The sequence below is a fragment of the Streptosporangium nanhuense genome (genome assembly GCF_059358815.1).
The window spans coordinates 86775-112675 of record NZ_JCADBG010000008.1 but is presented as its reverse complement, the minus strand read 5'-3'; the positions used below and the strand labels follow the sequence as shown (position 1 = coordinate 112675).

Annotated in this window: 16 protein-coding genes; 4 read left to right on the top strand and 12 right to left on the bottom strand. The window is 71.5% G+C overall.

Features of this window, described 5'->3' with window-relative positions; translation table 11 throughout:
* Window positions 1–82: 82 nt before the first annotated feature.
* The 10 genes from AC5L38_RS17415 to AC5L38_RS17370 form a co-directional block, all read right to left on the bottom strand.
* A complete protein-coding gene (locus AC5L38_RS17415; protein ID WP_495243843.1) occupies window positions 83–2068 on the bottom strand; it encodes a serine/threonine-protein kinase in 1986 nt (661 codons plus the stop codon).
* Window positions 2068–4299 (bottom strand): serine/threonine-protein kinase, encoded by a 2232-nt coding sequence (locus tag AC5L38_RS17410; protein ID WP_495243842.1) that lies wholly within the window; start codon window positions 4297–4299, stop codon window positions 2068–2070. Before AC5L38_RS17410 ends, AC5L38_RS17415 begins: the two co-directional genes overlap by 1 nt.
* A 131-nt stretch (window positions 4300–4430) precedes the next feature.
* Window positions 4431–4970 (bottom strand): YbaK/EbsC family protein, encoded by a 540-nt coding sequence (locus AC5L38_RS17405; protein WP_495243841.1) that lies wholly within the window; start codon window positions 4968–4970, stop codon window positions 4431–4433.
* A gap of 73 nt (window positions 4971–5043) precedes the next feature.
* Window positions 5044–6699: a flavin monoamine oxidase family protein gene (locus AC5L38_RS17400; protein WP_495243840.1), complete on the bottom strand. Its 1656-nt coding sequence runs from the start codon at window positions 6697–6699 to the stop codon at window positions 5044–5046.
* 146 nt (window positions 6700–6845) lie between these two features.
* Window positions 6846–7688: a M55 family metallopeptidase gene (locus tag AC5L38_RS17395; protein ID WP_495243839.1), complete on the bottom strand. Its 843-nt coding sequence runs from the start codon at window positions 7686–7688 to the stop codon at window positions 6846–6848.
* Window positions 7685–8911 (bottom strand): DUF6395 domain-containing protein, encoded by a 1227-nt coding sequence (locus AC5L38_RS17390; protein ID WP_495243838.1) that lies wholly within the window; start codon window positions 8909–8911, stop codon window positions 7685–7687. The genes AC5L38_RS17395 and AC5L38_RS17390 overlap by 4 nt, the downstream gene beginning before the upstream one ends.
* Window positions 8908–9315, bottom strand: coding sequence for a hypothetical protein (locus AC5L38_RS17385; protein ID WP_495243837.1), 408 nt, complete (start codon window positions 9313–9315; stop codon window positions 8908–8910). The genes AC5L38_RS17390 and AC5L38_RS17385 overlap by 4 nt, the downstream gene beginning before the upstream one ends.
* Window positions 9316–9403: 88 nt before the next feature.
* Entirely contained in the window at window positions 9404–10174 is a 771-nt protein-coding gene (locus AC5L38_RS17380) for an enoyl-CoA hydratase/isomerase family protein (RefSeq protein ID WP_495243836.1), read from the bottom strand.
* A gap of 85 nt (window positions 10175–10259) precedes the next feature.
* On the bottom strand, window positions 10260–11390 hold the full coding sequence (locus AC5L38_RS17375) for a glycosyltransferase family 4 protein (RefSeq protein WP_495243835.1): 1131 nt from the start codon (window positions 11388–11390) through the stop codon (window positions 10260–10262).
* Between the two features lie 50 nt (window positions 11391–11440).
* Window positions 11441–13561: an amylo-alpha-1,6-glucosidase gene (locus AC5L38_RS17370; RefSeq protein ID WP_495243834.1), complete on the bottom strand. Its 2121-nt coding sequence runs from the start codon at window positions 13559–13561 to the stop codon at window positions 11441–11443.
* Window positions 13562–13885: 324 nt separating this feature from the next.
* Here AC5L38_RS17370 and AC5L38_RS17365 point away from each other — a divergent pair, with 324 nt between their 5' ends.
* Complete coding sequence (locus tag AC5L38_RS17365) at window positions 13886–15754, top strand: flavin monoamine oxidase family protein (protein ID WP_495244033.1); 1869 nt, start codon at window positions 13886–13888, stop codon at window positions 15752–15754.
* A 397-nt stretch (window positions 15755–16151) separates the two neighbouring features.
* On the opposite strand, the gene glgP is transcribed toward AC5L38_RS17365, so the two are convergent.
* Complete coding sequence (glgP, locus tag AC5L38_RS17360) at window positions 16152–18734, bottom strand: alpha-glucan family phosphorylase (RefSeq protein WP_495243833.1); 2583 nt, start codon at window positions 18732–18734, stop codon at window positions 16152–16154.
* A gap of 352 nt (window positions 18735–19086) precedes the next feature.
* On the opposite strand from glgP, the gene AC5L38_RS17355 reads away from it, so the two are divergent.
* Genes AC5L38_RS17355 through AC5L38_RS17345 form a run of 3 tightly spaced genes read left to right on the top strand, consistent with a single transcriptional unit; the run spans window position 19087 to window position 24295 of the window.
* Window positions 19087–21228, top strand: coding sequence for an alpha-1,4-glucan--maltose-1-phosphate maltosyltransferase (locus tag AC5L38_RS17355; protein ID WP_495243832.1), 2142 nt, complete (start codon window positions 19087–19089; stop codon window positions 21226–21228).
* 45 nt (window positions 21229–21273) lie between these two features.
* Window positions 21274–22977 carry a maltose alpha-D-glucosyltransferase gene (treS, locus tag AC5L38_RS17350; RefSeq protein ID WP_389915030.1) on the top strand — a complete coding sequence of 568 codons (1704 nt, stop codon included), beginning with the start codon at window positions 21274–21276 and terminating at the stop codon, window positions 22975–22977.
* Window positions 22978–22981: 4 nt separating this feature from the next.
* Entirely contained in the window at window positions 22982–24295 is a 1314-nt protein-coding gene (locus AC5L38_RS17345) for a maltokinase N-terminal cap-like domain-containing protein (RefSeq protein ID WP_495243831.1), read from the top strand.
* Between the two features lie 103 nt (window positions 24296–24398).
* Here the strand turns inward: AC5L38_RS17345 and AC5L38_RS17340 are convergent, their stop codons facing one another.
* Window positions 24399–25850, bottom strand: coding sequence for an alpha/beta hydrolase (locus tag AC5L38_RS17340; RefSeq protein ID WP_495243830.1), 1452 nt, complete (start codon window positions 25848–25850; stop codon window positions 24399–24401).
* Between the last annotated feature and the right edge of the window lie 51 nt (window positions 25851–25901).

The window sequence follows — 25901 nt, the reverse complement described above, 5'->3', positions numbered from 1 at the left end:
TCCGGCGGGTCTCCTCCATCGTGCCGCAGAGAAGGCCGTCGCGCACCGGTCGGCGGCCGGGAAACACCCGCCGGCGGGGCCACTACTTCCAGAACGTCAGGAACCCCAGGCCGAGGCTGCTCATCAGGCTGTCGAAGAGACCGCCGACGAGGTCGAGCACGCCCATCGTGCCCTGGTCCACCGACTCCCGCCACTGCGCCGTGAGGCTGTCGACGACAGCGGTCGGGTTGCGCCACGGCGAGAAGGACGGGACCACGCTGAACGCCGCCATGACCGCGAAGAAGGCCAGCGTGCCCAGCACGATCGTGGTCACCATGCCCGCGCCGGGGCTCCGGATGACCCCGCTCAGCGTGCGGGCGACGGCCTTGCGGGGCTTGCCGCCGCCGGGCAGGACGAACAGCCCGGCCACGAAGGCACCGGCGGCGTAGGCGGCGGCGAAGTTCTTGTTCATGTCGCCGGCGTAGACGAGGAACCCCCACACGCACATGCCGAACATGGCGGACAGCGCCGCGCTGACCAGCGTCCCGAACGCGGACCTGATCAGCGCCCACGGGGTGCCGAGCACCGCGAGCAGGGGGTCGCTCGCGCTGTTGCCCCGGATGGAGCGGCGCTGGGCCAGGTCGCCGAGCAGGTGCTCGCCCACCCGCAGGCACAATGCGGCGACCAGCGCGAACGCGCTCACCACCACGGGCAGCACGCAGGCCAGCGCCACCAGGATCGTGAGCAGCAGCACCGACGCCAGCGGGTGGGCGGCGCGGTAGCGCTCCTGCGGAGGGGTGCGGGGCGCGGGCGCGGGCCGGTCCTGGGTGGGGGCCTCACGCCGCGCCTGGACCGGCGGCGGGTAGGGCCGCGCCTGGCCGGTGGGCGGCGGCGCGGGATACCCGGCCACCCGCTGGTCGGCGAAGGGCGGCGGGGCCGCGGCCCTGGCCTGCGCCGAGGGCGGCGCGGGGACGTAGGGCGGCGGCTTGGAGGCCGGGACGTACGGGGGCGGGGCCGTCGCGGCGGACCCCTGGCCCTGCTCCTGCCTGGGCCTGCGCTCGCGCCGCTCGGGCTTGGCGTACTCGACCGGCGGGAGCAGGTCGGAGTAGGTGCCGTCCTGCGGCAGCGCGCGGGTGCCGTTGCGCGGCGGCGCGGAGGGCCCGGGAGCGGACGGGGAGGGGGGCGTGGGCTGGCCGTCCAGGACCCTGGTGCCGTCGGCGTTGAGGACCTTCGTCCCGCCGCCGTCGAGGACGGAGGTGGGCGGCGTCTCCTGGAAGGCCGTCACTCTCGGGTCGAGGGCGCGGGCCATCCGGTGCAGCTCCGTCGCGGAAGGCCGGGCGACGGGGTCGACGGCGAGGGCCCGCCGCAGCCAGCCGCGCAGCCACGCGGGAGCCAGGTCGACGTTGGCCCGGCCCTCCATGATGTTGAAGCAGACGACCTCGAAGCTGCCCGTGCCGAACGGCGGCTTGCCGGTCGCGCCGAAGAAGACCGTCGAGGCCAGCGCGTGCACGTCGGCCGCCTGGGTGATCTCGGAGTCGCGGATGATCTCCGGGGCGAGGTAGCCGGGGGTGCCGACGAACATGCCGGTCTGGGTGAGCCGGGTCGCGTTGACCAGGTGGGCGATGCCGAAGTCGATGACCAGCGGGTCACCGTTGACGATCATCACGTTGGACGGCTTGAAGTCGCGGTGGATGACGTCGGCGGCGTGGATGGCCACCAGCGCCGCGCACATGCCCTGCGCCAGCCGGATGACCTGGTCGGCGGAGAGCGGGCCGTCCTCCAGGACGGTCTCCTCCAGCGTGCGCCCCGGCGCGAACCGGGTCACGATGTAGGGCTGCTTGGCCGTCAGCTCGGCGTCGAGCACCTCGGCGACGTGCGGGCTGCGCACCCGCCGCATGGTCTCCACCTCGCGGGTGAGCCGGTCGCGTGCCTTGAGGTCGGCGGCCACGTGCGGGTGCAGGACCTTGACGGCCACCTCGCGCCCGTCCTCGTCGAGCCCGAGGTGGACGACGCCCATGCCGCCCTCGCCGATCTTCCTGAGCAGGCGGTACGGACCCAGCCGCTCGGGCGCCCGCGTGTCCCCGGTCATCACGCCGCCTTCTTTCGTAGGTCCGTCAGTTTCTGCTCCACCGTTCCGACGTCGACCGGCGTCCACACCGCCCGTCGTGCTTTGTCTCCCACGGTGCCGATCGCCAGGAAGACCATCAGCGCCGCCACCGCCGCCAGCCCCGCGGCGGCGAGCATGGCCGCGCCGCGTGACGGCAGCAGTGATGCCAGCGTACGTCGCATCTGGCGGCTTGGGCCTTCTACGCCGGGTCCGGCGCACAAGGTCCAGAGCGCGACGGCCACGCCCCAGCTCAGCGCGTTGGTCACCGGCATGCTCCTGACCAGCACCGCCGCGAGCAGGAGCGTCACCGGCAGGCCGAGGATCAGCGCGTACGGCACGAGGGCGATGGTGATGCCGATCGACTTCAGGAGCGCGGCCGGCTGGCCGAGCACCCGGAAGACGTCGGCCGCCGCCTCGCCCGCGCCCCTCCTGCCATTGAACGCCGGCTGGGCGATGTCGGCGGCGCGCAGCAGGATCACCGCCGGGATCACCAGCGCGGCGACGATCACTGGGGCGATGACCGCCGCGGCCGTCATGACGACCAGCATCAGCACGCTCGCCACCCCGTACGCCTTGGAACGCTGCAACGCGTGTCCCGGGCGCTGGCCGGGATGGAGCGCCGACGGCACGGGCTGTTGCGGCTGCTGCTGGGGCTGGGGGTGCGGATAGGGGTAGGGGGGCGGGGTGGCGGGGGTGCGGACGTGCGGGGTCCGCTGCTGGTCGAAGGGGGCCTGCCGCTGCGGGTAGGGCGGCGGGGGCTGGCCACCGGGCAGCGGTGACCGGCCCCGCTGACCCTGCTGACCTGGCGGGGCCTGCTGGCCGGGCCCGCCGGGCCTGCCCTGCTGGTCGGTGTACTGGCGGATGTACTCCTGCAGGTCCTGGGGACGGACCCGCTGGGTGGGGATGTCCCCGTCGGCGACCGGCGCCGTGGCGCCGTCGTCGGACCGCGCCCCCTGCTGGTCGCGGGCGGTGGGGGTCTGCTGACCGGGGACGGCCCCCGGGGCGGGCCCCCGGGTGGGGACGTCCTCGGGGGCGAGCATGCCGGTGGGCAGGTCGTACGCGGCCTGCTGGGCCGCCGCGGCCTGGCGCAGCTCCTCGGGCGTCACCCGGCGGGTGGGCCACGGGTCGGGCTGCTCCTCGCCGAGCAGCGAGACGTACTCCTGGGGCTGGACCACGGGGGCCGGGGGCCAGGAGGTGGGCTGCTGGACCGCGGGGCGTGACGCCACCGGGGTCGGCACGTCGCCCGGCCCGTCGGCCTCGGAGCCCTGGCGCCCGGGGGCGCGCGGGACCGGGGCGCCGGTGCCTCCGGGGCCGCCGAAGGAGCCCGGGGGCGCGGCGCGGGAGCCGGTGACGGGGTCGTCGAACTCCGAGACCGTGGTGATCTCGTCGGGCACCCGGGACCTGCCGGGGCCGGTGCCGGGGCCGGGCAGCAGGCGCGCCACCTGCGCCGCCAGCTCGGCGGCGGCGGGCCGCCTGGCCGGGTCGCGCTGGAGCGCGGCCCGCAGCACCGGCTGGAGCGCCTGGGGGACGGCGTCGACGTTCGCCTTGCCCGCGGTGATGTTGTAGAAGATCATCTCCAGCGTGCCCTTGCCGAAGGGCGGCAGGCCGGTGGCGGCGAAGACCAGGGTGCCCGCCCAGGCGTGCACGTCGACCTCGGGCCCGGCCTCGTGCCCCTCGATGATCTCGGGGGCGAGGTAGCCGGGGGTGCCGATGAACATGCCGGTCTGGGTGAGCCTGGTGGCGTCGACGGCCTGCGCGATGCCGAAGTCGATGAGGACCGGCTCGCCGTCCAGGATGAGGACGTTGCCGGGCTTCAGGTCGCGGTGGATCACCCCGACCGAGTGGACGGCGGCCAGCGCCGACGCCACCCCGTGCGCGACCCGCAGCAGCGCGGGCAGCTCCATCGGGCCGTCCTGCTTGATGACCTCGTCCAGCGGCCTGCCCGCGACGTAGCGCGTCACGATGTAGGGGCGGTGGCCGGTCACGTCGGCGTCGAGGACCTCCGCGATGTACTCGCTGCGCACGCGGCGCATCGTCTCGACCTCGCGCGAAAGACGGCGACGCGCGACGTCGTCGCCCGCCACCTCGGCGCGGAGGACCTTCACCGCCACCTGCCGGCCCTGCGGGTCGACGGCTAGATGGACCACGCCCATACCGCCCTCGCCGAGCCGCCGCAGCAGCCGGTAAGGGCCCAATCGGTCGTCCTGATTCATGGCATGAAGCACCATATCGGCTTAGACCTCGCCCACGAGATGAACCATCGGGCCACATTTTCCGACTGAATAACGTTCACAGAACCCCGACGGTTTCCCGATTCCCGCTCTCACTTAATCTCATTTCCGCTTCAGTTGGCGAGGTGGAGAACCTGCGCCGTCTTCAACCCGGCGAGCAGGGAGCCGGGCACGGCCAGTTTGGAGCGGCGGACGCCGCTGCCGATCACCACCTCGGGGTGGGCCGCCACCGCCTCGTCGACGAGCACCGGCCAGTCCTCGGGCAGGCCGAGCGGGGTGATCCCGCCGTACTCCATGCCGGTCAGCGCGACCGCGTCGTCCATCGGCGCGAACGAGATCTTCCGTGCGTCCAGGTGGCGCCGGATCACCCCGTTGACGTCGGCCCTCGTGGTGGCGAGCACCACGCACGCCGCGTAGCGGGTCTCACCCGCGCGCCTGGCCGCCACGATCACGCAGTTGGCCGACTCGCCCGTGCCCACGCCGTAGCGCTCGCAGAAGGCCGCCGTGTCGGCCAGCTCCGGGTCGATCTCGGCGACGGTCACCCCGCCGAGCCCCCCGAGCTCACCCGGCCCGCCGATCGCCCGCGCCACCGGCTCGGCCAGCAGGTCCGGCCGCTCCGCGGCCCCCGTCCAGTCAAGCGTCCCGATCGCCATCGCCGTCTCGCCTCCCTAGGAATTCCTTCGGGGATTCTCTCGCACCGGAGACTTTACGGCGGCGGGGGGACACTCAGGAGGTCGTCTGGAGCACCCGCCGGTGCAGATCGGTGACCGCCCTCCTCGCGGACTGCATGGCACCGGCCTGCCAGGCGGTCAGGTGCGTGAGCCAGTCGCCGGCGAGGTAGACCCGGCCCGCAGGGCGCTGCAGCAGGTCGAAGGCGGCGTCGAAGGAGGGCCAGCTCGCCCAGCCGCCCTCGATGTAGGGCTGGCGCTTCCAGGCGATCGAGACGCTGGAGCGCAGCTCGGCGCGGTACTTCTCCCCGTGGATCTTCTTGCCCTGGGTGAGCGCGCGGTTCCGCCGCTCGCGGTGGGACAGGCCGGTGTACGCCTCGGCGTTCTCCTCGACGTTGTAGTAGCCGACCACCAGGCCGCCCCGGGAGTGGAAGCCGTAGGAGGGGTACCAGATGTGGGTGATGTCCAGGTCCGTCTCGCTGGCGCCGCCGTAGATGCGGTCGTCGATCTCCCACCAGCGCCTCCCGTACTCCAGCCCGATCTTGCCGGCGGAGACGGGTACGGGCGTGCGGAGCGCGGCGGTGACCGGGGTGCCGAGGTTGTGCGGCAGGCGCGCGAGCAGGTGGGGCGGCATGGTCGCGACGCAGTAGTCGGCGCGCACGACGCCGTCCCCGTCGCCGTCGCGGTAGGTGACCTCCACGCCGTCGGCCAGGTTCCTGATCCCGGTGACCGGCGTGCCCGTCCTGATCCGGTCGCGGCCGACCGCGTCGGCGAGCGCGCCGGTGATGACGTCCATGCCGCCCACCGGCTGGAACATGGGCATGACCTGGTCGTAGCCGAAGTCCATGGTGACGTACCTACCGGTGCCCGCGGCGAGCACGTCGCGCAGCGGGGAGGCCGGGCCCACGGGGACGCCCTCGCCCACCCCGGGGTAGGTCTCGAACCCCCGCCGCCTGGAGTCCCGCCGGTAGGCGAGGTCGGGGCCGAGGTCGCCGAAACGCCGCAGGAACTCCGCCAGCCGCTCGCGGTCGTCGGCGGTCAGGCGGCGGTTCAGCGCGCCCGCGTTGCTCGCCTTGGCCAGCAGCTCCGCGACGTAGCCGTACAGGTCCGCGCGGGCCGCGCGCGCCCGCGCCGGGGCGGTCATGCCCCGCGTGTAGACGTACGCCGAGGCGTTGTTGTTGACGAAGATCTCGACGGGGACGCCCAGCTCGCGGCAGTAGTCCATGGTGACCATCCAGGGCGCGATCCGCGCGGCCCCCGCGTTGAAGTAGATGCCCTCCCCGAACTCCGCGGTCTGCGTCTCGCCGCCCAGCTCGTCCAGCCGGTCGCCCGCGCGCAGCGTGAGGTTCCTGCCGCCCACCCGGCCGGACGCCTCCAGGACCGTGCAGTCGTACCCGGCCTTGCCCAGCTCGTAGGCGCAGGTCAGCCCGGCGACGCCCGCGCCGATCACGACCACCTTGGCCGCGGCCCTGCCGGTAAGGGAGAAGTCGGAGCGCTGCGGGGGCGTGAAGTTCCTGTCCTGGGACTCCGGGACGAGTCCGAGCGCGCCCATGGCCGCGAACATGGCCCCGGCGCCCCCGGCCGCGCCCACGCCGACCAGCAGCGCCCTGCGCGTCAGCCCCCCTCCGGCGGCGGGCGCGGTCTTGGCGGTGGAGGTCTCGGCGAGGGCGGGGGCGGCGTCGTCGGCCCGCGCGGGGTCCGTCTCGTCACTCATGGGGGTCGTCAGGGAACATCGGGCACCGTCGGGTCGAGGAGGGGCGTCGGGTCGAGGGGGATCGCGCGTCGTGGGCCGTCCGGGTCGAGGGGCCTCGGGCGCGGGGGCGGGAAGGACATCGAAGGAGATCTTGGGAGATCGGGGGGTCAGCCGTACGCGCCGCTGCCGCAGGCGATGTGGCCGCCGATCGTGGCGAAGATCCCCAGCAGGGCCATGATCTGCGAGAAGTCGTCGGTGGTGAACTCCGTGTGCCGCGGGCCCGCCGCCGTCACACCGGGGATGATCGCGCATCCCGCGGCGATGGCGGTGGAGTTCCACTCGACACCCAGGGTGAACGGCGGCTCGGGGACGCAGAGACGGAAGTCGGCCACCCGGTCGAGCGCGCGGGCGGCGGCCTCGCGGATGCGGGCGTGGGCGACGGCGGGCGGCAGGAGCTCGGCGGCGAACCTGTCGACGCCCTTCTTGACCGCGACGGTCTCCACGTCGCCGAGCAGCTCCCTGGCCTCCTCGCAGACGGCCTCGTCCCCGGTCACCAGGATCACGGGGACGCCGAGCGTCCCGGCGAAGGAGGCGACGAGACGGGTCTCCCCGCACACCTCGCCGTTGAGGTAGACGTTGTGGATCTCCTTGCCCATCCAGGTGTGGTTGAGCACCCCGTGCTGGACGCCGGCCCGCGCGTGGTAGCCGACGAAGCAGGCCGCCCGGTGGCTCGCGTCCAGCCCCTGCCCCATCCGCAGCGGCTTGCCGGGGCCCCGCAGCAGGGTCGCCCGCTCGTCGAGCAGGTCGATCCTGAGGTTCTTGGTCGAGCCGTGGGCGTCGTTCACGCGCACGGCGGTGGCCCCGGCGTCGAACACCCCCTCGACGGCCGCGTTGGCGTCGCCGGTCATCAGCTCGCAGCCGCGCTCGTAGCCCCGGCCCCCGGCGTGCATCTCCTCGGGGTCGGTCAGCCCGGTGACCCCTTCCATGTCGACCGAGAGGTAGACCTTCACGTCATCCCCCAGGTCTCGACGCGGCGCGCCTCATCCTCGCTCATGAAACCGATCTCCCCGTCCACGAAGTCGTGAACCTGCTTGCGCCACGGTTCGGGGATCTCCGCGACCGCGGGCGGGTAGCAGCGGTCCAGCCAGGCGGTGGAGGCCTCGGTCGCCCCGAGGTACCGCGCCGCCGCGGCGAAGACCGTGTCCTCGATGCCGGGCACCCGGGCGCAGCCGTACTCGATCATCTCCTGGCCGCCGTACGGGGGCGGCTCCTGCCACTTGCGGGCGACCGGGCGGCCCGCGGTGATCGTGGTGCGCAGCGGGCGGCGCTCGACGGCGGCCTGGATGAGCTCCTTGTACAGGCACTTGCCGCAGGTGCCGCAGGGGCCGCCCACCCCGCGCAGGCACCAGCGGAGCTGCCCGCGCAGACCGGAGTTCAGGGCGAGCCGCATCGTGACGGCCTCGCTCACCCCGCCCACCGGCAGCACGATGTGCAGCCCGGCGGCGGCGAACGCCCGTCCCCAGGCGCCGTGCGGGGCCCACATCAGGTTGTCGGGCGTGTAGCGGTGGATGTAGCGGGCGCCCCCCAGCCAGCGCGACCCCAGCTCGTAGCCGAAGGCCAGGCCGCCCAGGTCGAGCTCGTCGGCCATCAGCAGCGCGCCCGCGGCGACCGCGTGGTGCTCGGGGTAGCCGGGCCGGGGCTCGGCGAGGGTGAACTCCAGGTCGGAGCGGACGACGGTCAGCTCGCGGCCGGTCTCCTTCGCCAGCGAGGCAAGCACGTCGGAGCGGTAGTGGGTCCACCGGTTGGGAACGCGCGGGTGGGAGACCCGCTGGAAGTGCACGAACGGCGCGTCGGGCAGCATCGCGGCCACCGCGACCGAGTCGGCGCCGCCGCTGTAGGAGATCGCCAGCCTGCCCCCGGAGCGCGCCCCGGTGGTCCCGGTGGGACCGGCCTCGATCCCCCAGCCGTCGCCGATCGCCCCGGCGAGCTCCCGCGAGATCGGCCGGTCGAAGGTGACGCGGCGCCGGGTCCACGGCGCGACCACGGTCCACGCGGTGAGGGCGAGCAGGTCCGGGTGGATGTCACGCGGCGCCCGCGGCAGCTCGACCCTGAAGGTGTTCGTGGCGAGCTTCAGGGCCGCGCCGTCGGCGCAGTGGCCGGTGACGCCGTCCTCGGGGTCCAGCCGGAACTCCAGACGCCAGGTGCCGCCGTCGGCCGTCCAGGCCACTCTCACGCCGTGTCTCCCCTGCCCACCGTGCTCACCCTGCTCACCGTGCCCTCTGTACCGCCTCCGCCCGTACCGGCCGTGCCCGTCTCGCGCCCGGTGGCGCGGTCCACGGCCTGCCAGAGCAGCACCTCGTTCTGGAGCACCCCGTCCAGCGCGACCGCGGTCTCCTGGGCCAGCCGGTGGGTGTCGTCCCAGCGCTTGGCCCGCGCCGGGTCGAGTTTGACCCCGGCCACCCGCGAGCGGAGCTCGACGACCTCCGCGCGCAGCGCGGTGACCTCCCTGGCCAGCGTCTGGACCTCCCACAGCGCGTCCTTGACGTCCTGCCTGTGGTCGGCCCTGGAGATGTACCGGGAGTCGAACCAGCCGAGAACCGCCCGCCGCAGCGGGGCAGGCACCAGCGCACGCTTCACCAACCGCACCATAACCCGGCACGATACCGGCAATCCTCGATCATCCAGGACCAATCCCCCACAAGCTCCACCTCGACCGGCGAACAGGTCAGCGGCCGGTGAACTCGGCCTTCGACTTCTCGGAGAAGGCCCGCATGCCGATTCCCGCGTCGTCGGTGGCGAACAGCCCGGAGAACTGCAGGCGCTCGATCTCCAGGCCGGTGTCGAGATCGGTCTCCAGGCCGCGGTCCACGGCCTTCTTCGCGGCGCGCAGCGCGAGTGCGGGACCTCCCGCGAACCGGGCGGCGTACGCGAGGGCCTCGGTGTACACGTCCTCGTCGGGCACGACCCGGTCCACCAGGCCGATGGCCAGCGCCTCGGCGGCGGACACGTGGCGCCCGGTGAAGATGAGGTCCTTGGCCCTGGCCGGGCCGACCAGCCGGGGCAGCCTCTGGGTGCCGCCCGCCCCGGGGATGATGCCCAGCAGGATCTCCGGCTGGCCCAGCTTGGCCGACTCCCCGGCGATCCTGACGTCGGCGCACAGCGCCAGCTCGCAGCCGCCGCCGAGCGCGTAGCCGGTCACGGCCGCGACGACGGGCTTGCCGATCCTCGCGACGGCGGTGAAGCAGTCCTGCAGGACCTGCGAGTGGACCGCCATGTCGGCGTACGACATGCCGGCCATCTCCTTGATGTCGGCCCCGGCCGCGAAGACGTTCCCGCCGTAGAGGACCACGGCGTTCACGTCGTCGTCGGCGTCCACCCGCCGGGCGCACTCGGCGATCTCCAGCTGGACCTGCCGGTTGAGCGCGTTCATCTTCGGCCGGTCCAGCCTGATCGTCGCGACCCCGTCGGCCGCCTCCACCCGCACGAACTCACCCATGGACGTCTTCCGCCTTCCGCCGGGACCCGCGGGCCGCGCCGTGATCCTCGTCGATCTCTGTGCCGCGAACCACCATAGGCGCGTCTCAGTTGACGGGCATGGCCAGGTCCCTGCTCTCCCCCGCGCTCCGGCCCGCGCTCTCCCCCACCCGCCTGGGCAGCCCGGCGATCGTCCTGCGGTAGATCGCCTCGTACGCGCGGGCCATCACCTCCACGCCGAAGAAGCGCTCCACCCGGGAGCGGCAGGCACGCGGGTCGAGCGCGCCCGTCGCCTCGACGGCGGCGGGCAGCTCCGAGGGGTCGCTCCGGATGAATCCGGTGACCCCGTCCACGACCACCTCGGGCACGGCGCCCCTGCAGAGGGCGACCACGGGCGTGCCGCAGGCCATGGCCTCGATCATGACCATGCCGAACGGCTCCTCCCACACGATCGGGAAGATCAGGCACCGGGCCGCCGCCAGCAGCTCGTGCTTGCGCGCGGTGTCGGCCTCGCCGACGTACTCGGCGTCGGGGCCGAGCCTGGGCCTGACGTACTCGTCGAAGTAGTCGTACTCCATCTTCTCGGTGAGCTTGCCGGCGAGCAGGATGCGCCGTCCCGCGGCGCGGGCGGCGTCGATGGCCAGGTGGGCGCCCTTGTCCTCGTTGAAGCGGCCCAGCCACAGCGCCCAGTCCTCCTTGCGCTCCCTGAACGGGAAGGCCGTGACGTCGACCCCGTTGTGGACCACCCCCGCCCAGTTGAGGTCGGGGGCGATGCGCCGCTGGGCCTCGGAGATGGCGACCATCGAGACGGCCTCACCCAGCACCCGGTAGTACTCGCCGAACTCGCCCCCCACCTCCCCGTGGCAGGTGATCACCGTGGGGACCACCTGCGCGGGCGCGGTCAGCGGCCCGGCCAGGGTGTGGTCGTGGATCACGTCCACCACGAGCTTCGAGGTCATCGCGTACGCCTTGGCGGCGTGCAGGACCTCGGGCAGCGGCTCGCCGATCCGCTCCGAGGGCGCCCGCCCGTAGGTGCTCAGGAAGCGGGCGGAGGTCCCCGCCCGGCCGGCCCCGATCAGCGTGATGTCGTGCCCGCGCCGGGTCAGCCCGGCGACGAGACCGGCCACCATCGACTCGATGCCCCCGTATCCCTGGGGCGGCACGTCGTACCAGGGCGGCGCGACCATCAGGATGCGCATGCCCTCCGACCACTCCGGGACATTTCTCGAAGAAACCATGGCCACCTCACTGAAAAGAACACGGAACCTGGGAAACGCGGGAGAGACGATCAGTGGAACTGCCGCAGGGCGGCGGTCAGCGGGCTGCGCGGCTCGTTGATCAGGGTGATCCCCTCGGGCAGCCCGGTCACGACGGCGCCGTCCGGGCCGACCTCGATCGTGACCCTGGCGCCCGCGAGCGGCAGCCCCTGGATCCGCAGGCCCTCCAGGTCGACGGGATCCAGCCACACCCGCCCGTACGGGATCCACGGCTCGAAGCGCAGCAGGCTCCTGACCAGCTGGATGGGGCTCGCCGCGGCCCACGCCTGAGGGGAGCAGGAGGTGGGGTAGGGCACCGGCCAGGTGAACTCGGACCGGTCGAACCCGCAGAACAGCTCGGGCAGCCGCCAGCCGAAGACCTCGGCCGCGTCCAGCAGGCCGAAGGCGATCCGCTGGGCCTCGCCCGTGAAGCCGTAGCGCATCAGCCCGGCCGCGACCAGGGCGTTGTCGTGCGGCCAGACCGAGCCGTTGTGGTAGCTCATCGGGTTGTAGGCGCCCATGGTGGTGGCGAGGGTCCGCACCCCGTACCCGGTGAACATCTCCGGCGAGAGCAGCCGCTCGGCCACCTGGGGGGCCCGGTCCTCGTCGACGATGCCGGTCCACAGGCAGTGGCCCATGTTGGAGGCGAGGCTGTCGATGGCCCGCCCGGCGCCGTCGAGGCCGATGGCGTAGTAGCCCCGGTCCGGCAGCCAGAAGCACTCGTTGAAGGCGTCCCTGAGGCGCTCCGCGCGGGCCGTCCACTGCTCCTCCAGGACGTTGTCGCCCGCCTCGTGGGCGAAGTGGGCGCGGGCGATGTAGGCGGCGTAGACGTAGCCCTGGACCTCGGCCAGGGCGATGGGAGGGCTGGCGATGGTGCCGTCGGCGAAGTTGACGCCGTCGAAGGAGTCCTTCCAGCCCTGGTTGATCAGCCCGTGGTCGGTCTTCCTGCGGTAGGACAGGAACGGGTCGGCGGACCTGCGGATCCAGTCGAGGGCCGCGTCGACGTGCGGCATGAGCCCCTCGACGGCCTCCCCGTACATGCCCCACCGGCGCAGCTCGCCCATGACCATCACGAACAGCGGGGTGGAGTCCACCGAGCCGTAGTAGGCGCGGCCCGCGTGCGGCGAGGCGCCGGTCTGCGTGCCGAAACGGAGCTCGTGCAGGATCTTGCCCGGCTCCTCCTCGGTCAGCGGGTCGTCGACGGTGCCCTGCAGCCTGGCCAGGCGCCTGAGGGTGCCCAGTGCCAGGCACTGGTCCATCTGCAGCGCCATCCACGAGGTCAGCAGCGAGTCGCGGCCGAACAGGGTCATGAACCACGGCGCGCCCGCGGCGATCGTCGGCGCCTCGTCCGGCTTTCCGGCCTCGAAGAGCCGCAGCGCGCCGAGATCCTCCTTGGAGCGCTCCAGGACCTGGGCCAGGACGCGGTCGGAGGTGACGATGATCGGGCTGAGGCGCTCCCAGTCGGCGCGGCGCCTGGCGGGCTCGGCGTGCTCGAGCGGGTGGTGGGTGGAGAACCACGCGGGCGACTCCTCGCCCTCCAGGATCGGGTTGACCTGCAGGCTGGCGGTCCACTCGCCCCGCGCGGGCACGACGACGCGGAAGATGAGCATGCCGGGCACGGCGAACGGCGCGGGTTCGGCCACCACCCTGGTGCCGCGCGAGCGGCAGGCCGAGACGATCAGCAGTCCCGTCCTGTCGGCCGTCATCTCCACGTCGGTCACGTGCCGGACCCGGCCGGCCTTCACCTCGAACAGGTCGGCCACGTCGGAGGCGACGTGGATGTCGACCACGCATCCGGCCGGTTCACTCCCCAGGTTGCGCAGGGTCAGGTCCTCGCGCAGGCCTCCCCCGACGTAGCGGTCCCTGATGACCAGCAGGCTGCTCTCGGCCCGCCCGGGGCGGGGGGCCGCCTTGCTGAGGAACGTCGCGTGGTACGGCTCGGCGGGCAGGACCCTGAGGTCCTCCACCGGCATCTCGTCCACCCTCAGCTCCCAGCGCGACAGGATCCGGGTGTCGGCGTGGAAGACGCCCTGCGCCCCGCCGGGGAGGATGTCGCCGTTACGGGCGCACACGCAGAAGGAACCGCCCTCGACCAGCGTGACCGTGGTGTCGCCCAGCGCGCCCGGCTGGCCCTCGAACGTCCATGCGTCCACTGTTCTCTCCAGGATGTGCGAGATGTCGGCTATCTAGCCATTCCCACCACAAACAAGAAAGAACTACGCAAAAGATGTATGTTGTCGCTTTTTGCCCTATAAAGGAGGTTTTCTCAGAGCCGACCCGGCACCCGCACCCGGGGCCGCCCACCGCCGCAACCGCCCCTCGCGGGCGGAGAGGGCCCGACAAAAGCCGCGAATAACCGAGCCTCGCGCGAACGGTTGGAGTCACAACCGGAAAGATCCTGGCACGCCCGGACGTGAACCGATAGTAGTCATGCAACTACTTACAGTCACGAAGAAAGGGAGGATGTCGTGCCAGGTATGAACCGGCGGGGATTCGCCAGGTTGGCCGGGCTGGGCGCCGTGGGAGTGATGGGCTCGGCCGTGGACCCGGCGGTCGCGGCGGCGGTCTCGCTCACGGATCCCGCTCCCGCCCGCACCGGGCGGGAGCCGCGCGACGCGAGGCGCTGGGACGTCTGCACCCGGGTCGCGCGGGACCTGCTGCTCGTCGGCGAGAACGGCTCGGACCTCAAGCTCGAATACCTCAAGGTGCTGATCGACAACGGCCTGCCCAGGACCCGCTCCCCCAAGAGGATCCTCGTCGTCGGCGCCGGGATCGCCGGGCTGGTGGCCGCGACGCTGCTGAAGCGCGCCGGGCACCGGGTCACCGTCATCGAGGCCAACGGCAACCGGATCGGCGGCCGGATCAAGACCTTCCAGACCGGTTTCGCCGACCGGTCCCAGTACGCCGAGGCCGGGGCGATGCGCATCCCCGACTTCCACCCGCTCACGCTGGCGCTGATCGACAAGCTCGGCATCTCCCGCCGCCTGTTCTACAACGTCGACGTGCGGCCGGGCGACGCGGCGACCGGCCCCGTCCCGCCCGTCGTCTACACCCCGCGCAGCGGGCCGGCCTGGCGCTCCGGCCCCTCCCGGGGGGAGTTCACCGCGCCCGAGCGGGCCAACCACACCCTGATCCGGGTCAACGGCATCACCCAGCGCCGCGACGAGTACGCCAGGAACCCGCGCGAGATCAACGCCTCGTTCGGGCTGCGGGACGGCAGGACCGCCGGGAAGATCCTGGACGACGCGCTCGACCCGGTCAGGGACTACTTCTCCGTCGTCCGCGGCTCGCAGCGGGTCGACAAGCCGCTGCCGCAGCTGATCGAGGGCTGGGCCCGCGTGCTGTACGACTTCGACGACTACTCCATGAACCGCTTCCTGCGGGAGCACGCCCGGCTGAGCGACGCGGCGATCGACGCCATCGGCACCCTGGAGAACCTGACCTCCCGGCTGCCCCTGTCGTTCATGCACACCTTCCTGACCCGGAGCCTGGTCAACCCCTCGGCGACCTACTGGGAGATGGAGGGCGGCAGCCGGGAGCTGCCGTACAAGCTGGCGCCGGGGCTGCGCGGCGACATCAAGATGGACCGTCGGGCCGTGCGGATCCAGCACACCGGCCGGGGCGTGCGCGTCGAGACGGTCACCGAGACCGGCAGCACCGAGTCCGACTTCAGGCCCCAGGGCAGGGGCGAGACGTTCGAGGGAGACCTCGCGATCATCACGATCCCGTTCTCCGCGCTGCGCCACGTGGAGATCGCCCCCGCCCTGCCGTACCCGAAGCGGCGCGCGGTGATCGAGCTGCACTACGACTCCGCGACCAAGGTGCTGCTGGAGTTCCGCAGGCGCTGGTGGGAGTTCGACGAGCGCGACTGGAAGCGGGAGCTCGGCCCCCGCTACCGCCCGGGGACCGCGGCCCACGTGACGGGCGGCGGATCGGTCACCGACAACGCCAACCGGTTCGTCTACTTCCCCTCCCACCCGGTGCGCGGCAGCGAGGGCGGCGTGGTGCTGGCCAGCTACGCCTGGGCCGACGACGCCACCCGCTGGGACTCCATGGACGACGAGGAGCGCTACGGCTACGCGCTGCGGGGGCTGCAGGAGGTGCACGGGGAGCGTATCGCCGAGTTCTACACCGGCCACGCCCGGACCCAGAGCTGGATGCGCAACCGCTACGCCTTCGGCGAGGCCGCGGTCTTCACCCCCGGCCAGATGACCGAGATCCACCCGGCCATCGCCGCCCCCGTGGGACGGCTGCACTTCGCGGGCGAGCACACCTCGCTGAAGCACTCCTGGATCGAGGGGGCCCTGGAGTCGGCGGTCCGCACCGCCCTGGAGGCCAACGCCTGACCTCTCGCCCCTCGCCCCTTCGCCGCGGGGGGTCTCTCCGCGTGGCCCGCGGCACCGACCTCCGCGGGCCACGCGCCACCGGGCCGCCGTACGAGCGGGCGCGCTCCGGGGTCACGGCGCCGGGATGCTCTCTCGGGCGCCAGGGATCGAGTGCTCAACCCTACCCACCGCACCACGCGACGTGTCGGCACGCGCACGATTCCGGACCCGTCGGTGTCGTGACGTCGTACGCGGGCGCCGTCAGGCCGGCGTCGTACGTGAACGTTTCACGCGAGGACCGCGCGCGAGGCCCCGTGCGGCCCGCCCCTCGGGGACGCGAAGGCCCCCGTGCCCCTCCCGGAGAACCTGGAGGGGCACGGGGGCCTCGCCGTCCGGCGCGCGCCGGACGGTCACGCGGTCAGCGCAGGGTGCCGTTGGTCATGCCGACGGGCTCCTCGGGCACCGCGACCAGGCCGAGCTCCGAGGTCGAGGCCACCAGCGGGTGGTCGGGGACGACCCGGACGGTGTAGCCGAAGGGCCCGGTGCGGTCGAGGGGGATGGTCCCGGCGAAGACGGCCCTGCCGTCGTCGCCCTCGGACTCGACGGTGAGGTCGGCGTAGGAGGGGGCGGCCAGGTCGTCGTGGTCGCCGACCCGGCCGTAGGCCGCCTGGACCCGGATGTCGCCCGGCTCCAGCTCGCCCAGGGCGATGGTGGCCTTCAGCTCCACGGACGTGCCGAGCTCCGGGGTGCTGTCGCCCAGGCCCGAGGCCTCCACGTGCTCGACCCGCACGCCCGGCCAGGCCCTGCCGACCTTGAGCTTCCAGGCCGCGAAGCTCCTGGCCTGCTCGTACCCCTCGCCGGAGAGGGCGCGGGCGGACCTGGCGGCCGGGGCGTAGAGGTCGACCACGTAGTCGCGGAGCATCCGCCCGGCGAGCACCTTGGGGCCGAGCGAGGCCAGGGTGTGCCTGACCATCTCCAGCCAGCGCCGGGGCAGCCCGTCGGCCCGGTCGTAGAACCGGTCGGCCACCTCGTGCTCGATCAGGTCGTACAGGGCGGCGGCCTCGAGCTCGTCGCGGCGGTCGGGGTCGGCGACGCCGTCGGCGGTGGGGATGGCCCAGCCGTTGGTGCCGTCGTACCACTCGTCCCACCAGCCGTCGCGGATGGACAGGTTGAGCCCGCCGTTGAGCGCGGCCTTCATCCCGGACGTGCCGCACGCCTCCAGCGGGCGCAGCGGGTTGTTCATCCACACGTCGCAGCCCTGGACGAGCAGCTGGCCCAGGGCCATGTCGTAGTCGGGCAGGAAGACGATGCGGTGCCGCACGTCCTCGGAGTCGGCGAACTTCACGATCTGCTGGATGAGCTTCTTGCCGCCCTCGTCGGCCGGGTGGGCCTTGCCCGCGATCACGATCTGCACCGGCCTGTCGGGGTCGAGCAACAGCGCGCGGAGCCGGTCGGGGTCGGACAGCATCAGGGTGAGCCGCTTGTAGGAGGGCACCCGGCGGGCGAAGCCGATGGTGAGCACCTCGGGGTCGAGGGCGTCGTCGATCCAGCCGAGCTCGGCCGGCGAGGCGCCCCGGTTGATCCACGACTGGCGCAGCCGCGCGCGGGCCGCGACGACCAGCTTCTCGCGCAGCCGTCCCCTGATGCCCCAGACGTCACCGTCGGAGATCTTGCCGATGCTCTCCCAGCCCTGGGCGCGGTCGACCAGGGTGGGCAGCTCCCGGCCGGCGAGCTCCATGATCTCCCGGCCGACCCAGGTGGGGGCGTGCACACCGTTGGTGATGAACCCGATCGGGATCTCCTCGGTGTCGAATCCCGGCCACAGGCTCTGGAACATCTCCCGGCTCACGGCGCCGTGCAGCTCGGAGACGCCGTTGACCCGCTGGGCCAGCCGCATGCCCATCGCGGCCATGTTGAACTTGCCCGGCTCCTCCTCGGCGCCGAGCGCGAGGATGCGGTCGACGGGGACCGTGGGCCAGGCGTTCTCGCCGCCGAACTGGCGGCCGATCATCTCGGCGGGGAAGCGGTCGATCCCGGCCGGCACGGGGGTGTGCGTGGTGAAGACCGTCCCGGCCCGCACCGCCTCCAGGGCCTCGTCGAAGGAGAGCCTGGCCTCGGTGAGCTCGCGGATGCGCTCCAGGCCGAGGAAGCCCGCGTGGCCCTCGTTGGTGTGGAACACCTCGGGCTCGGCGTGCCCGGTGACCCGGCAGTAGGCGCGGATGGCGCGAACGCCGCCGACGCCGAGCAGCAGCTCCTGGAGCAGCCGGTGGTCGCCGCCGCCGCCGTACAGGCGGTCGGTGACGTCGCGGGCGGCGGTGTCGTTCTCGGCCACGTCGGAGTCGAGCAGCAGCAGCGGCACCCTGCCGACCTGGAGCACCCAGACCTGGGCGTGCAGCGTGCGGTGCTCGGGAAGGCTGATCTTGATGCGTACCGGGGTGCCGTCCTCCTCCCGCAGGAGGGTGAGCGGCAGGCCGCCGGGGTCGAGGGAGGGGTAGTGCTCCAGCTGCCAGCCCTCGGGCGAGAGGGACTGGGTGAAGTAGCCGTGGCGGTACAGCAGGCCGACGGCGAGGATGGGCACACCGAGGTCGCTCGCGGCCTTGAGGTGGTCGCCCGCGAGGATGCCGAGCCCGCCCGAGTACTGCGGCAGCGCGGCGGCGATGCCGTACTCGGGGGAGAAGTAGGCGATGGCCTTGGGCGCCTCGGACATGGTCTGGTACCACCGCGGAGCGGTCATGTACTCACGAAGATCGTCGGCGGCGTCGGCCAGCCGCCTCAGGAAGCGGCGGTCGGCGGCCAGCTCACGGAGCCGGTCGGCCTCCACGGCGCCCAGCAGGGCGACGGGGTCGTACCCGACGCGCCCCCAGATCGCCGGATCGACCTCGCCGAACAGATCCAATGTCTCGGGGTGCCAGGACCAACGCAAGTTGAGGACGAGCTCGCCGAGGGAGGCCAGCTCCGGCGGCAGGACGGTGCGGACGGTAAACCTGCGGATTGCTCTCACGGTGCCAGACCCTAGTTACTCAGCGCCACGAGGGCGACTCAAACACTCACGCGTCTCCCTCTCACCGCTATCAATCCACCCCAAACACATCAAAGGCAGGTGATCAACTGTTAGGACAACTCGCGGAAGAGTAAGAGGTGCCGCACTCTATCCAGCGGGACGCATGAAGCTGGACTATTGGGGCACCGGACATACGAGCCAGAACGTACTGCCCTCGGGATCCGGCCGTCTCATCAGGGCAGGCTTCCGCTTGCCCCGAGACCGGCCGCCCGGGGATGCTTGAAAAAACGAAGATCCTTCCTTGCTGACTTCCCCGGCGGTACCGGGCGTGCCGCCGCTACCTTGAGACGCGATGATCGGACGAATCCCAATCCAGGACATCCACCCCACGGTCGACTGCGGGCGCCGCCCCGCCAAGGCCGCCGCGGGTGAGACCTTCGAGATCTCCGCGACCGTGTTCCGGGAGGGACACGACGCGGTCGCGGCAGGGGTCGTGTTCACCGGCCCCGGCGGCGTGCGCGGCCCCCTGCTGCCCATGGGCGAGCTCGCCCCGGGCACCGACCGGTGGGGCGTGGAGGTGACGTTGCCCACAGAGGGTGAGTGGCGTTTCCGGGTGGAGGCGTGGAGTGATCCCGTGGCCACCTGGTTGCACGACGCGGGCATCAAGATCCCGCGCGACCTGGACGCCGACCTGATGTGCGAGGAGGGCGCCCGCCTCTTCGACCGCGCGGCGAGGGCGGTGCGGGCCGCCGACTGCGGGCCGGCGACCGCCCCCGCCGGCGGCACGGTCGCGACCGGCAAGCCGGTGAGCGGCAGGACCCCGGCGGCGCGAGCGGCCAAGCGCGCTGCCGGGCCCAAGGTGGCCCAGCAGCACGTCTGCGGGCACCGGGCCGCGCTCCAGGCGGTCGCGGCGAGGCTGCGCGACCCCGAGATCGACCCGCGCGCCCGGTTCACCGCGGCCCAGATGCCGGAGACGGCCGCGATGCTGCGCGCCCACCCGCTGCGCGACCTGGTGACGAGGTCGGCCCCGCGCACGGTCCTGGTGCACCGCCGCAGGGCGCTGTTCGGGTCGTGGTACGAGTTCTTCCCGCGCTCCGAGGGCGCGATCATCGAGCAGGGCGTCGCCCCCAAGTCGGGGACCTTCCAGACCGCCGCCAAGCGGCTGCCGGCCGTGGCGAAGATGGGCTTCGACGTCGTCTACCTGCCGCCGATCCACCCGATCGGGCACAGCTTCCGCAAGGGGCGCAACAACACCCTGACGCCCGAGCCGTACGACCCCGGCTCCCCCTGGGCGATCGGCTCGGAGGAGGGCGGCCACGACGCCATCCACCCCGACCTGGGCACGTTCGAGGACTTCGACGCCTTCGTGGCCAAGACCCGCGAGCTGGGCATGGAGGTCGCCATCGACTTCGCCCTGCAGTGCGCGCCCGACCACCCGTGGGTCAAGGAGCACCCTGAGTGGTTCAACATCCGCGCCGACGGCTCGATCGCGTACGCGGAGAACCCGCCGAAGAAGTACCAGGACATCTACCCGCTGAACTTCGACAGGGACCCCAAGGGGATCTACGAGGAGATCAGGCGGGTCGTGCGGCTCTGGATGGACCACGGGGTGCGGATCTTCCGCGTGGACAACCCGCACACCAAGCCGGTGGCCTTCTGGGAGAAGCTGCTCGCCGACGTGCACACCACCGACCCTGACGTATTGTTCCTGGCGGAGGCGTTCACCCGCCCCGCCATGATGCGGACGCTGGCCAAGGTCGGCTTCCACCAGTCGTACACGTACTACACGTGGAAGAACTCGCGCTCGGACGTCGAGGACTATCTGGGCGAGCTCTCCCACGAGACGTCGCACTACATGCGGCCCAACGTGTTCGTCAATACTCCGGACATTCTCCATGAATACCTGCAACACGGGGGAGTCCCGGCATTTTATATCAGAGCAGTACTCGCGGCCACGGCGATGCCGACGTGGGGCGTGTACGCCGGATACGAACTCGCGGAGAATGTGCCGGTTAGACCGGGCAGCGAAGAATACCTTGATAGCGAGAAATATCAATATAAACCCCGCAATTGGGTAGAGGCAGAACGAGAAGGTCGTAGCCTTGCCCCGTTCATCACCCAACTCAATTTGTTCCGAAGAGCACACCCGGCGCTCCAGGAACTGCGTAATCTACGGTTTCACAGCGTCAACAACCCGGATGTGATCTGCTTCTCGAAGCGGTTGCCCGGCGCCTACGACACGGCCACACGACGGCACGGCCTGGGCGACGTTGTCCTCGTCGTCGTGAACCTGGATCCGCACCACACGCATGAGGCGACGGTGTCGCTGGACATGCCCGCCCTCGGTCTCGACTGGCAAGCCGAGTTCGTCGTGGACGACGAACTGTCGGGCGAGTCGTACCGCTGGCGGCAGGACAACTACGTGCGTCTCGATCCCCACATCAACCCAGCGCACGTCTTCACTCTGCGTGCCGCGGCGGCGAACCAGCGGTGAGCCGGCCGGGTACGCATATACCGGCAGAACAGCGGGGAGTCACTGGTGAGTCAGCTACCTGAGCCAATTCCGAACACCTTCGACGAGGAAAAGCCGCGCGACCCGTACTGGTTCAAGCGTGCTGTCTTCTACGAGGTTCTCATCCGGGGTTTCGCCGATTCCAACGGCGACGGCACCGGAGACATCCGCGGTCTCATCCAGAAACTGGACTATCTCCAGTGGCTCGGTGTCGACTGCCTCTGGCTGCTTCCGCTGTACGAGTCGCCGTTACGCGACGGCGGGTACGACATCGCCGACTTCATGAAGATCCTTCCTGATTTCGGCGACCTCGGAGACTTCGTGAAACTGGTCGACGAGGCGCACAAGCGCGGCATGCGGGTCATCGCCGACCTCGTGATGAACCACACCAGCGACCAGCACCCGTGGTTCCAGGCCTCCCGCCACGACCCCGAGGGGCCGTTCGGCGACTTCTACGTCTGGAACGACAACGACGAGCTCTACAAGGACGCCCGGATCATCTTCATCGACACCGAGACGTCCAACTGGTCCCACGACCCGGTCCGGGGCCAGTACTACTGGCACCGCTTCTTCTCCCACCAGCCGGACCTCAACTACGAGAACCCGGACGTGCAGGACGCGATGCTGGAGGTGCTGCGCTTCTGGCTGGACCTTGGCATCGACGGCTTCCGCATGGACGCCATCCCGTACCTCTTCGAGCAGGACGGCACCAACTGCGAGAACCTGCCCCGCACCCACGAGTATCTGAAGCGGGTCAGGGCGGAGATCGACAGGCTCTACCCCGACCGGGTGCTGCTGGCCGAGGCCAACCAGTGGCCCGCCGACGTGGTCGAGTACTTCGGCGATTCGGCCACCGGGGGCGACGAGTGCCACATGGCGTTCCACTTCCCGCTGATGCCGCGCATCTTCATGGCGGTCAGGCGGGAGTCGCGCTATCCCATCTCCGAGATCATGGCCCAGACGCCGAAGATCCCGGAGAACTGCCAGTGGGGGATCTTCCTGCGCAACCACGACGAGCTCACGCTCGAAATGGTGACGGACGACGAGCGCGACTACATGTACTCGGAGTACGCCAAGGATCCCCGGATGCGCGCCAACGTGGGCATCCGGCGGCGGCTGGCCCCGCTGCTGGAGAACGATCGCAACCAGATTGAGCTGTTCACGGCGTTGCTGCTCTCCCTTCCGGGATCTCCCGTGCTGTACTACGGCGATGAGATCGGGATGGGGGACAATATCTGGCTGGGCGACCGCGACGGTGTCCGCACCCCCATGCAGTGGAGCCCCGACCGCAACGCGGGATTCTCCGACTGCGACCCGGGCCGCCTGTATCTCCCGGTCATCATGGACCCGATCTACGGCTACCAGGCGCTCAACGTCGAGGCGCAGCAGCGCAGCGCCGGCTCGCTGCTGCACTGGACCAAGCGGATGATCGACATCCGCAAGCGCCACCCGGTCTTCGGCCTGGGTGAGTTCACCGAGCTGAACTCCTCCAACCCGAGCGTCCTCGCCTTCGTGCGCGAGCTCGGCGACGACCGGATGCTGTGCGTCAACAACCTGTCCCGGTTCCCGCAGCCGGTGGAGCTCGATCTCCGCCGCTTCGAGGGATCGGTCCCCGTGGAGACGATGGGCGGAGTTCCTTTTCCAGCGATTGGCGAGCTTCCGTATCTTTTGACTCTTCCTGGGCATGGGTTCTACTGGTTCACCCTGCCACCAGCGTCCCAGGAGGCGTAAAGCCGTGTTGACGGAGCTCCTTACCGGTTGGATCACTCAGCAACGATGGTTCGCCGGTAAGGGGCGCCCGATCGACGATCTCGTCGTCGACTCGGACGTGGAGCTCTCACCGCGCCTGCGCCACCTGATCATCTCCGTTCACCAGGCCGGGACACGCGACCGCTACCAGTTGCTCCTCGGCAGCGAGGCGCCGGAGTGGGCCCGTTTCAGACCGGCCCACATCGGCGGCGGCTACTACGACGCCGCCTACGACGCCGACCTCACCGCCGCCCTGCTCGAGGGCATGGCCTCCGGCCGCGACCTGGGCGCGCTCCGCTTCCGCCACCTCGACGGGGTGGAGATCGACACCTCCATGCGCAGCCTGGTCCTCGGCGCCGAGCAGTCCAACACCTCGCTGGTGTACGGCGACACCTACATCTGCAAGCTGTTCCGCCGCCTGACCGCCGGGACGAACCCCGAGCTGGAGATCGTCACCGCGCTGGCCCGCCGTGACGGCACGCACATCGCCCAGCCGTACGGCTGGATCGAGACCGACCTCGACGGCGAGGTCACCACGCTGGCGATGACCCAGGAGTTCCTGTCGAACGCCAACGACGGCTGGGCCCTCGCCCTGGCCAGCGTCCGCGACCTGTACGGCTCCCTCGAACCGTCGGCCTCCGACGCGGGCGGCGACTTCAGCTCCGAGGCCTACCGCCTCGGCGTGACCACCGCCACGGTCCACCAGGAGATGGCCGCCGCCTTCCCGACCGACGTGATCGAGTCGCAGGAGGTCAAGCGGATGGTCGAGGAGTTCCGCCGCCGCCTGGGCGTCGTGGTGGAGGAGGTGCCCGCTCTCGGCGAGTACGCCCACGTCGCCGAGGAGGCCTACCAGCGGGTCGCGGACGTGGCCGGGGAGATGCCCGTCCAGCGCGTCCACGGCGACTACCACCTGGGCCAGGTGATGCGCACCAACAACGACTGGATCATCCTCGACTTCGAGGGCGAGCCCGGCCAGCCCATCGCCGAGCGCCGTGCCCTGTCCTCCCCGCTGCGGGACGTGGCCGGGATGCTCCGCTCCTTCGACTACGCCGCCCGCCACCTGCTGGCCGACCACTCCAACGCCGACGAGCTCCGCCCCCGCGCGGTGGAGTGGGCCGAGCTCAACCGCTCCTCCTTCCTCGCCGGCTACTCCGCCGGAGGCGGCCACCTCAGGGCCGAGGACGCCGTCCTGCTGCGGGCCCTGGAGCTCGACAAGGCGGCGTACGAGGTGATGTACGAGACGCGCAACCGGCCGACCTGGCTGCACATCCCGATGTCGGCCTTCCAACTGGGCCGCTGACCGGGCCGCTCATCGGGCCGCTCATCGGGCCGTCGTTCGCCCGGCAGGCGTCTCGGCCACCTTCGACGGTGCCGCCTGGGACGGAAGGACGCCGCCGCTCCCGCTACTCGCTCGGTTCCGCCGCGCAGGCGAGGTCCCGTGCCGGGCGCTTCCCGGTGGTCAGGAATTCCGTCACCGCGCCCTTCGCGCACGTGTTGGGGCCGAAGGGGTAGACGCCGTGCCCGCCTTGGTCGGCCGTCACCATCGTGGCCCGCTTCCCGAAGGCCCGCCGCAGCTCCCGGGCGCCGGCCGGCGGCGTTCCCGGGTCACGCTCGTTCTGCACCATGAGCACGTTCGACGGGCCCCGGTCACCGATGCGCACCGGCGGCTCGACCCGCTTGTTCGGCCAGAACGCGCACGGCCCGATGTTGGCCGTGGAGCCGCCCAGCATCGGATACTTCCGCCGGTCGGCCGCGACGTCCTTCTGATAGCTCCGGACCGTCCTCGGCCACCGCGAATCACCGCAGATGACGTGATAACGGCTGGACGTGGCGTTGTCCGGCGCGGTCAGCGGCGGGCCGGGCGGCAGCGCCCCGTCCGTGTCGAGCGCCCGCCAGGTCTCGGCCAGCAGGGGCATGCTCGCGTCGCTGTAGAGGCGGTCGAATGTGACCCCACGGAACAACGTCCCGTCGACGCCCTGGACCGGTGCCGCCTCCAACCGCTCCGCGAGTTCGAAGAACTTCGCGGTCACCTGTTCCGGTGTGGTGCCCAGGCCGTACTCGGGGCGCGCGGACGCGAACGCCGCGAAGTCCGGGAACCGGTCCTCCACCCCGCGGGCGAACAACCGCATGGCCGTGACGTCGTAACCGCCGGGGCCCAGGCTGCTGTCGAGCACGATCCGGTCGCCGCGCCGGGGGAACATCGTCGCGTACACCGCGCCGAGGTAGGTGCCGTAGGAACCGCCGAGGTACGACAGCTTCGGCTCACCCAGCGCCGCCCGGATCCGGTCCATGTCGCGCGCGGTGTTCGCGGTGGTGACGTGCGGCAGCATCCACGCCGTCGACGAGGTGGCGCACTGCCTGGCGACGGCCCGCGCGTTCTTCGCCGCCCGCGTGACATCGGCCGCGGTGTGCGCGTACGGCGGGAGGTTGCCGCGTGACAGCTGTTCCGGCGTGAAATCGCAGGTCACCGGCGTACTGCGGCCGACGCCACGAGGGTCGAAGCCGATCACGTCGTAGGAGTCCGCCACCTCCTGGGGCAACCCGAAGGTGGCGAGGATGACCGGGTAGCCGATTCCCCCGGCGCCGGGGCCGCCCGGATTGGTGAACAGCACGCCACGGCGCCGTGACGGTTTCTCGCTCGCCATCCGGGAGATCATGATCTTGATCTGCCGGCCGTCCGGATTCCGGTAGTCCAGCGGGACCTCGAGCGTCGCGCACTTGAGACGGGGCGAGGCGGCCTCCTTCGGGCACGGGCCCCACCGCAGGGTGTCCGACGTCGCCGCCGCCGATCCTCCCGAGATCATGGTCGCCGCCAGTGTGGTGGCGGCGAGGGTGAGGGACAGGGGTGAGCGCATCTGGTGTCCTTCTGAAGGGGCCTACGGGGCGCATGGGGTGCACGGGGGCAC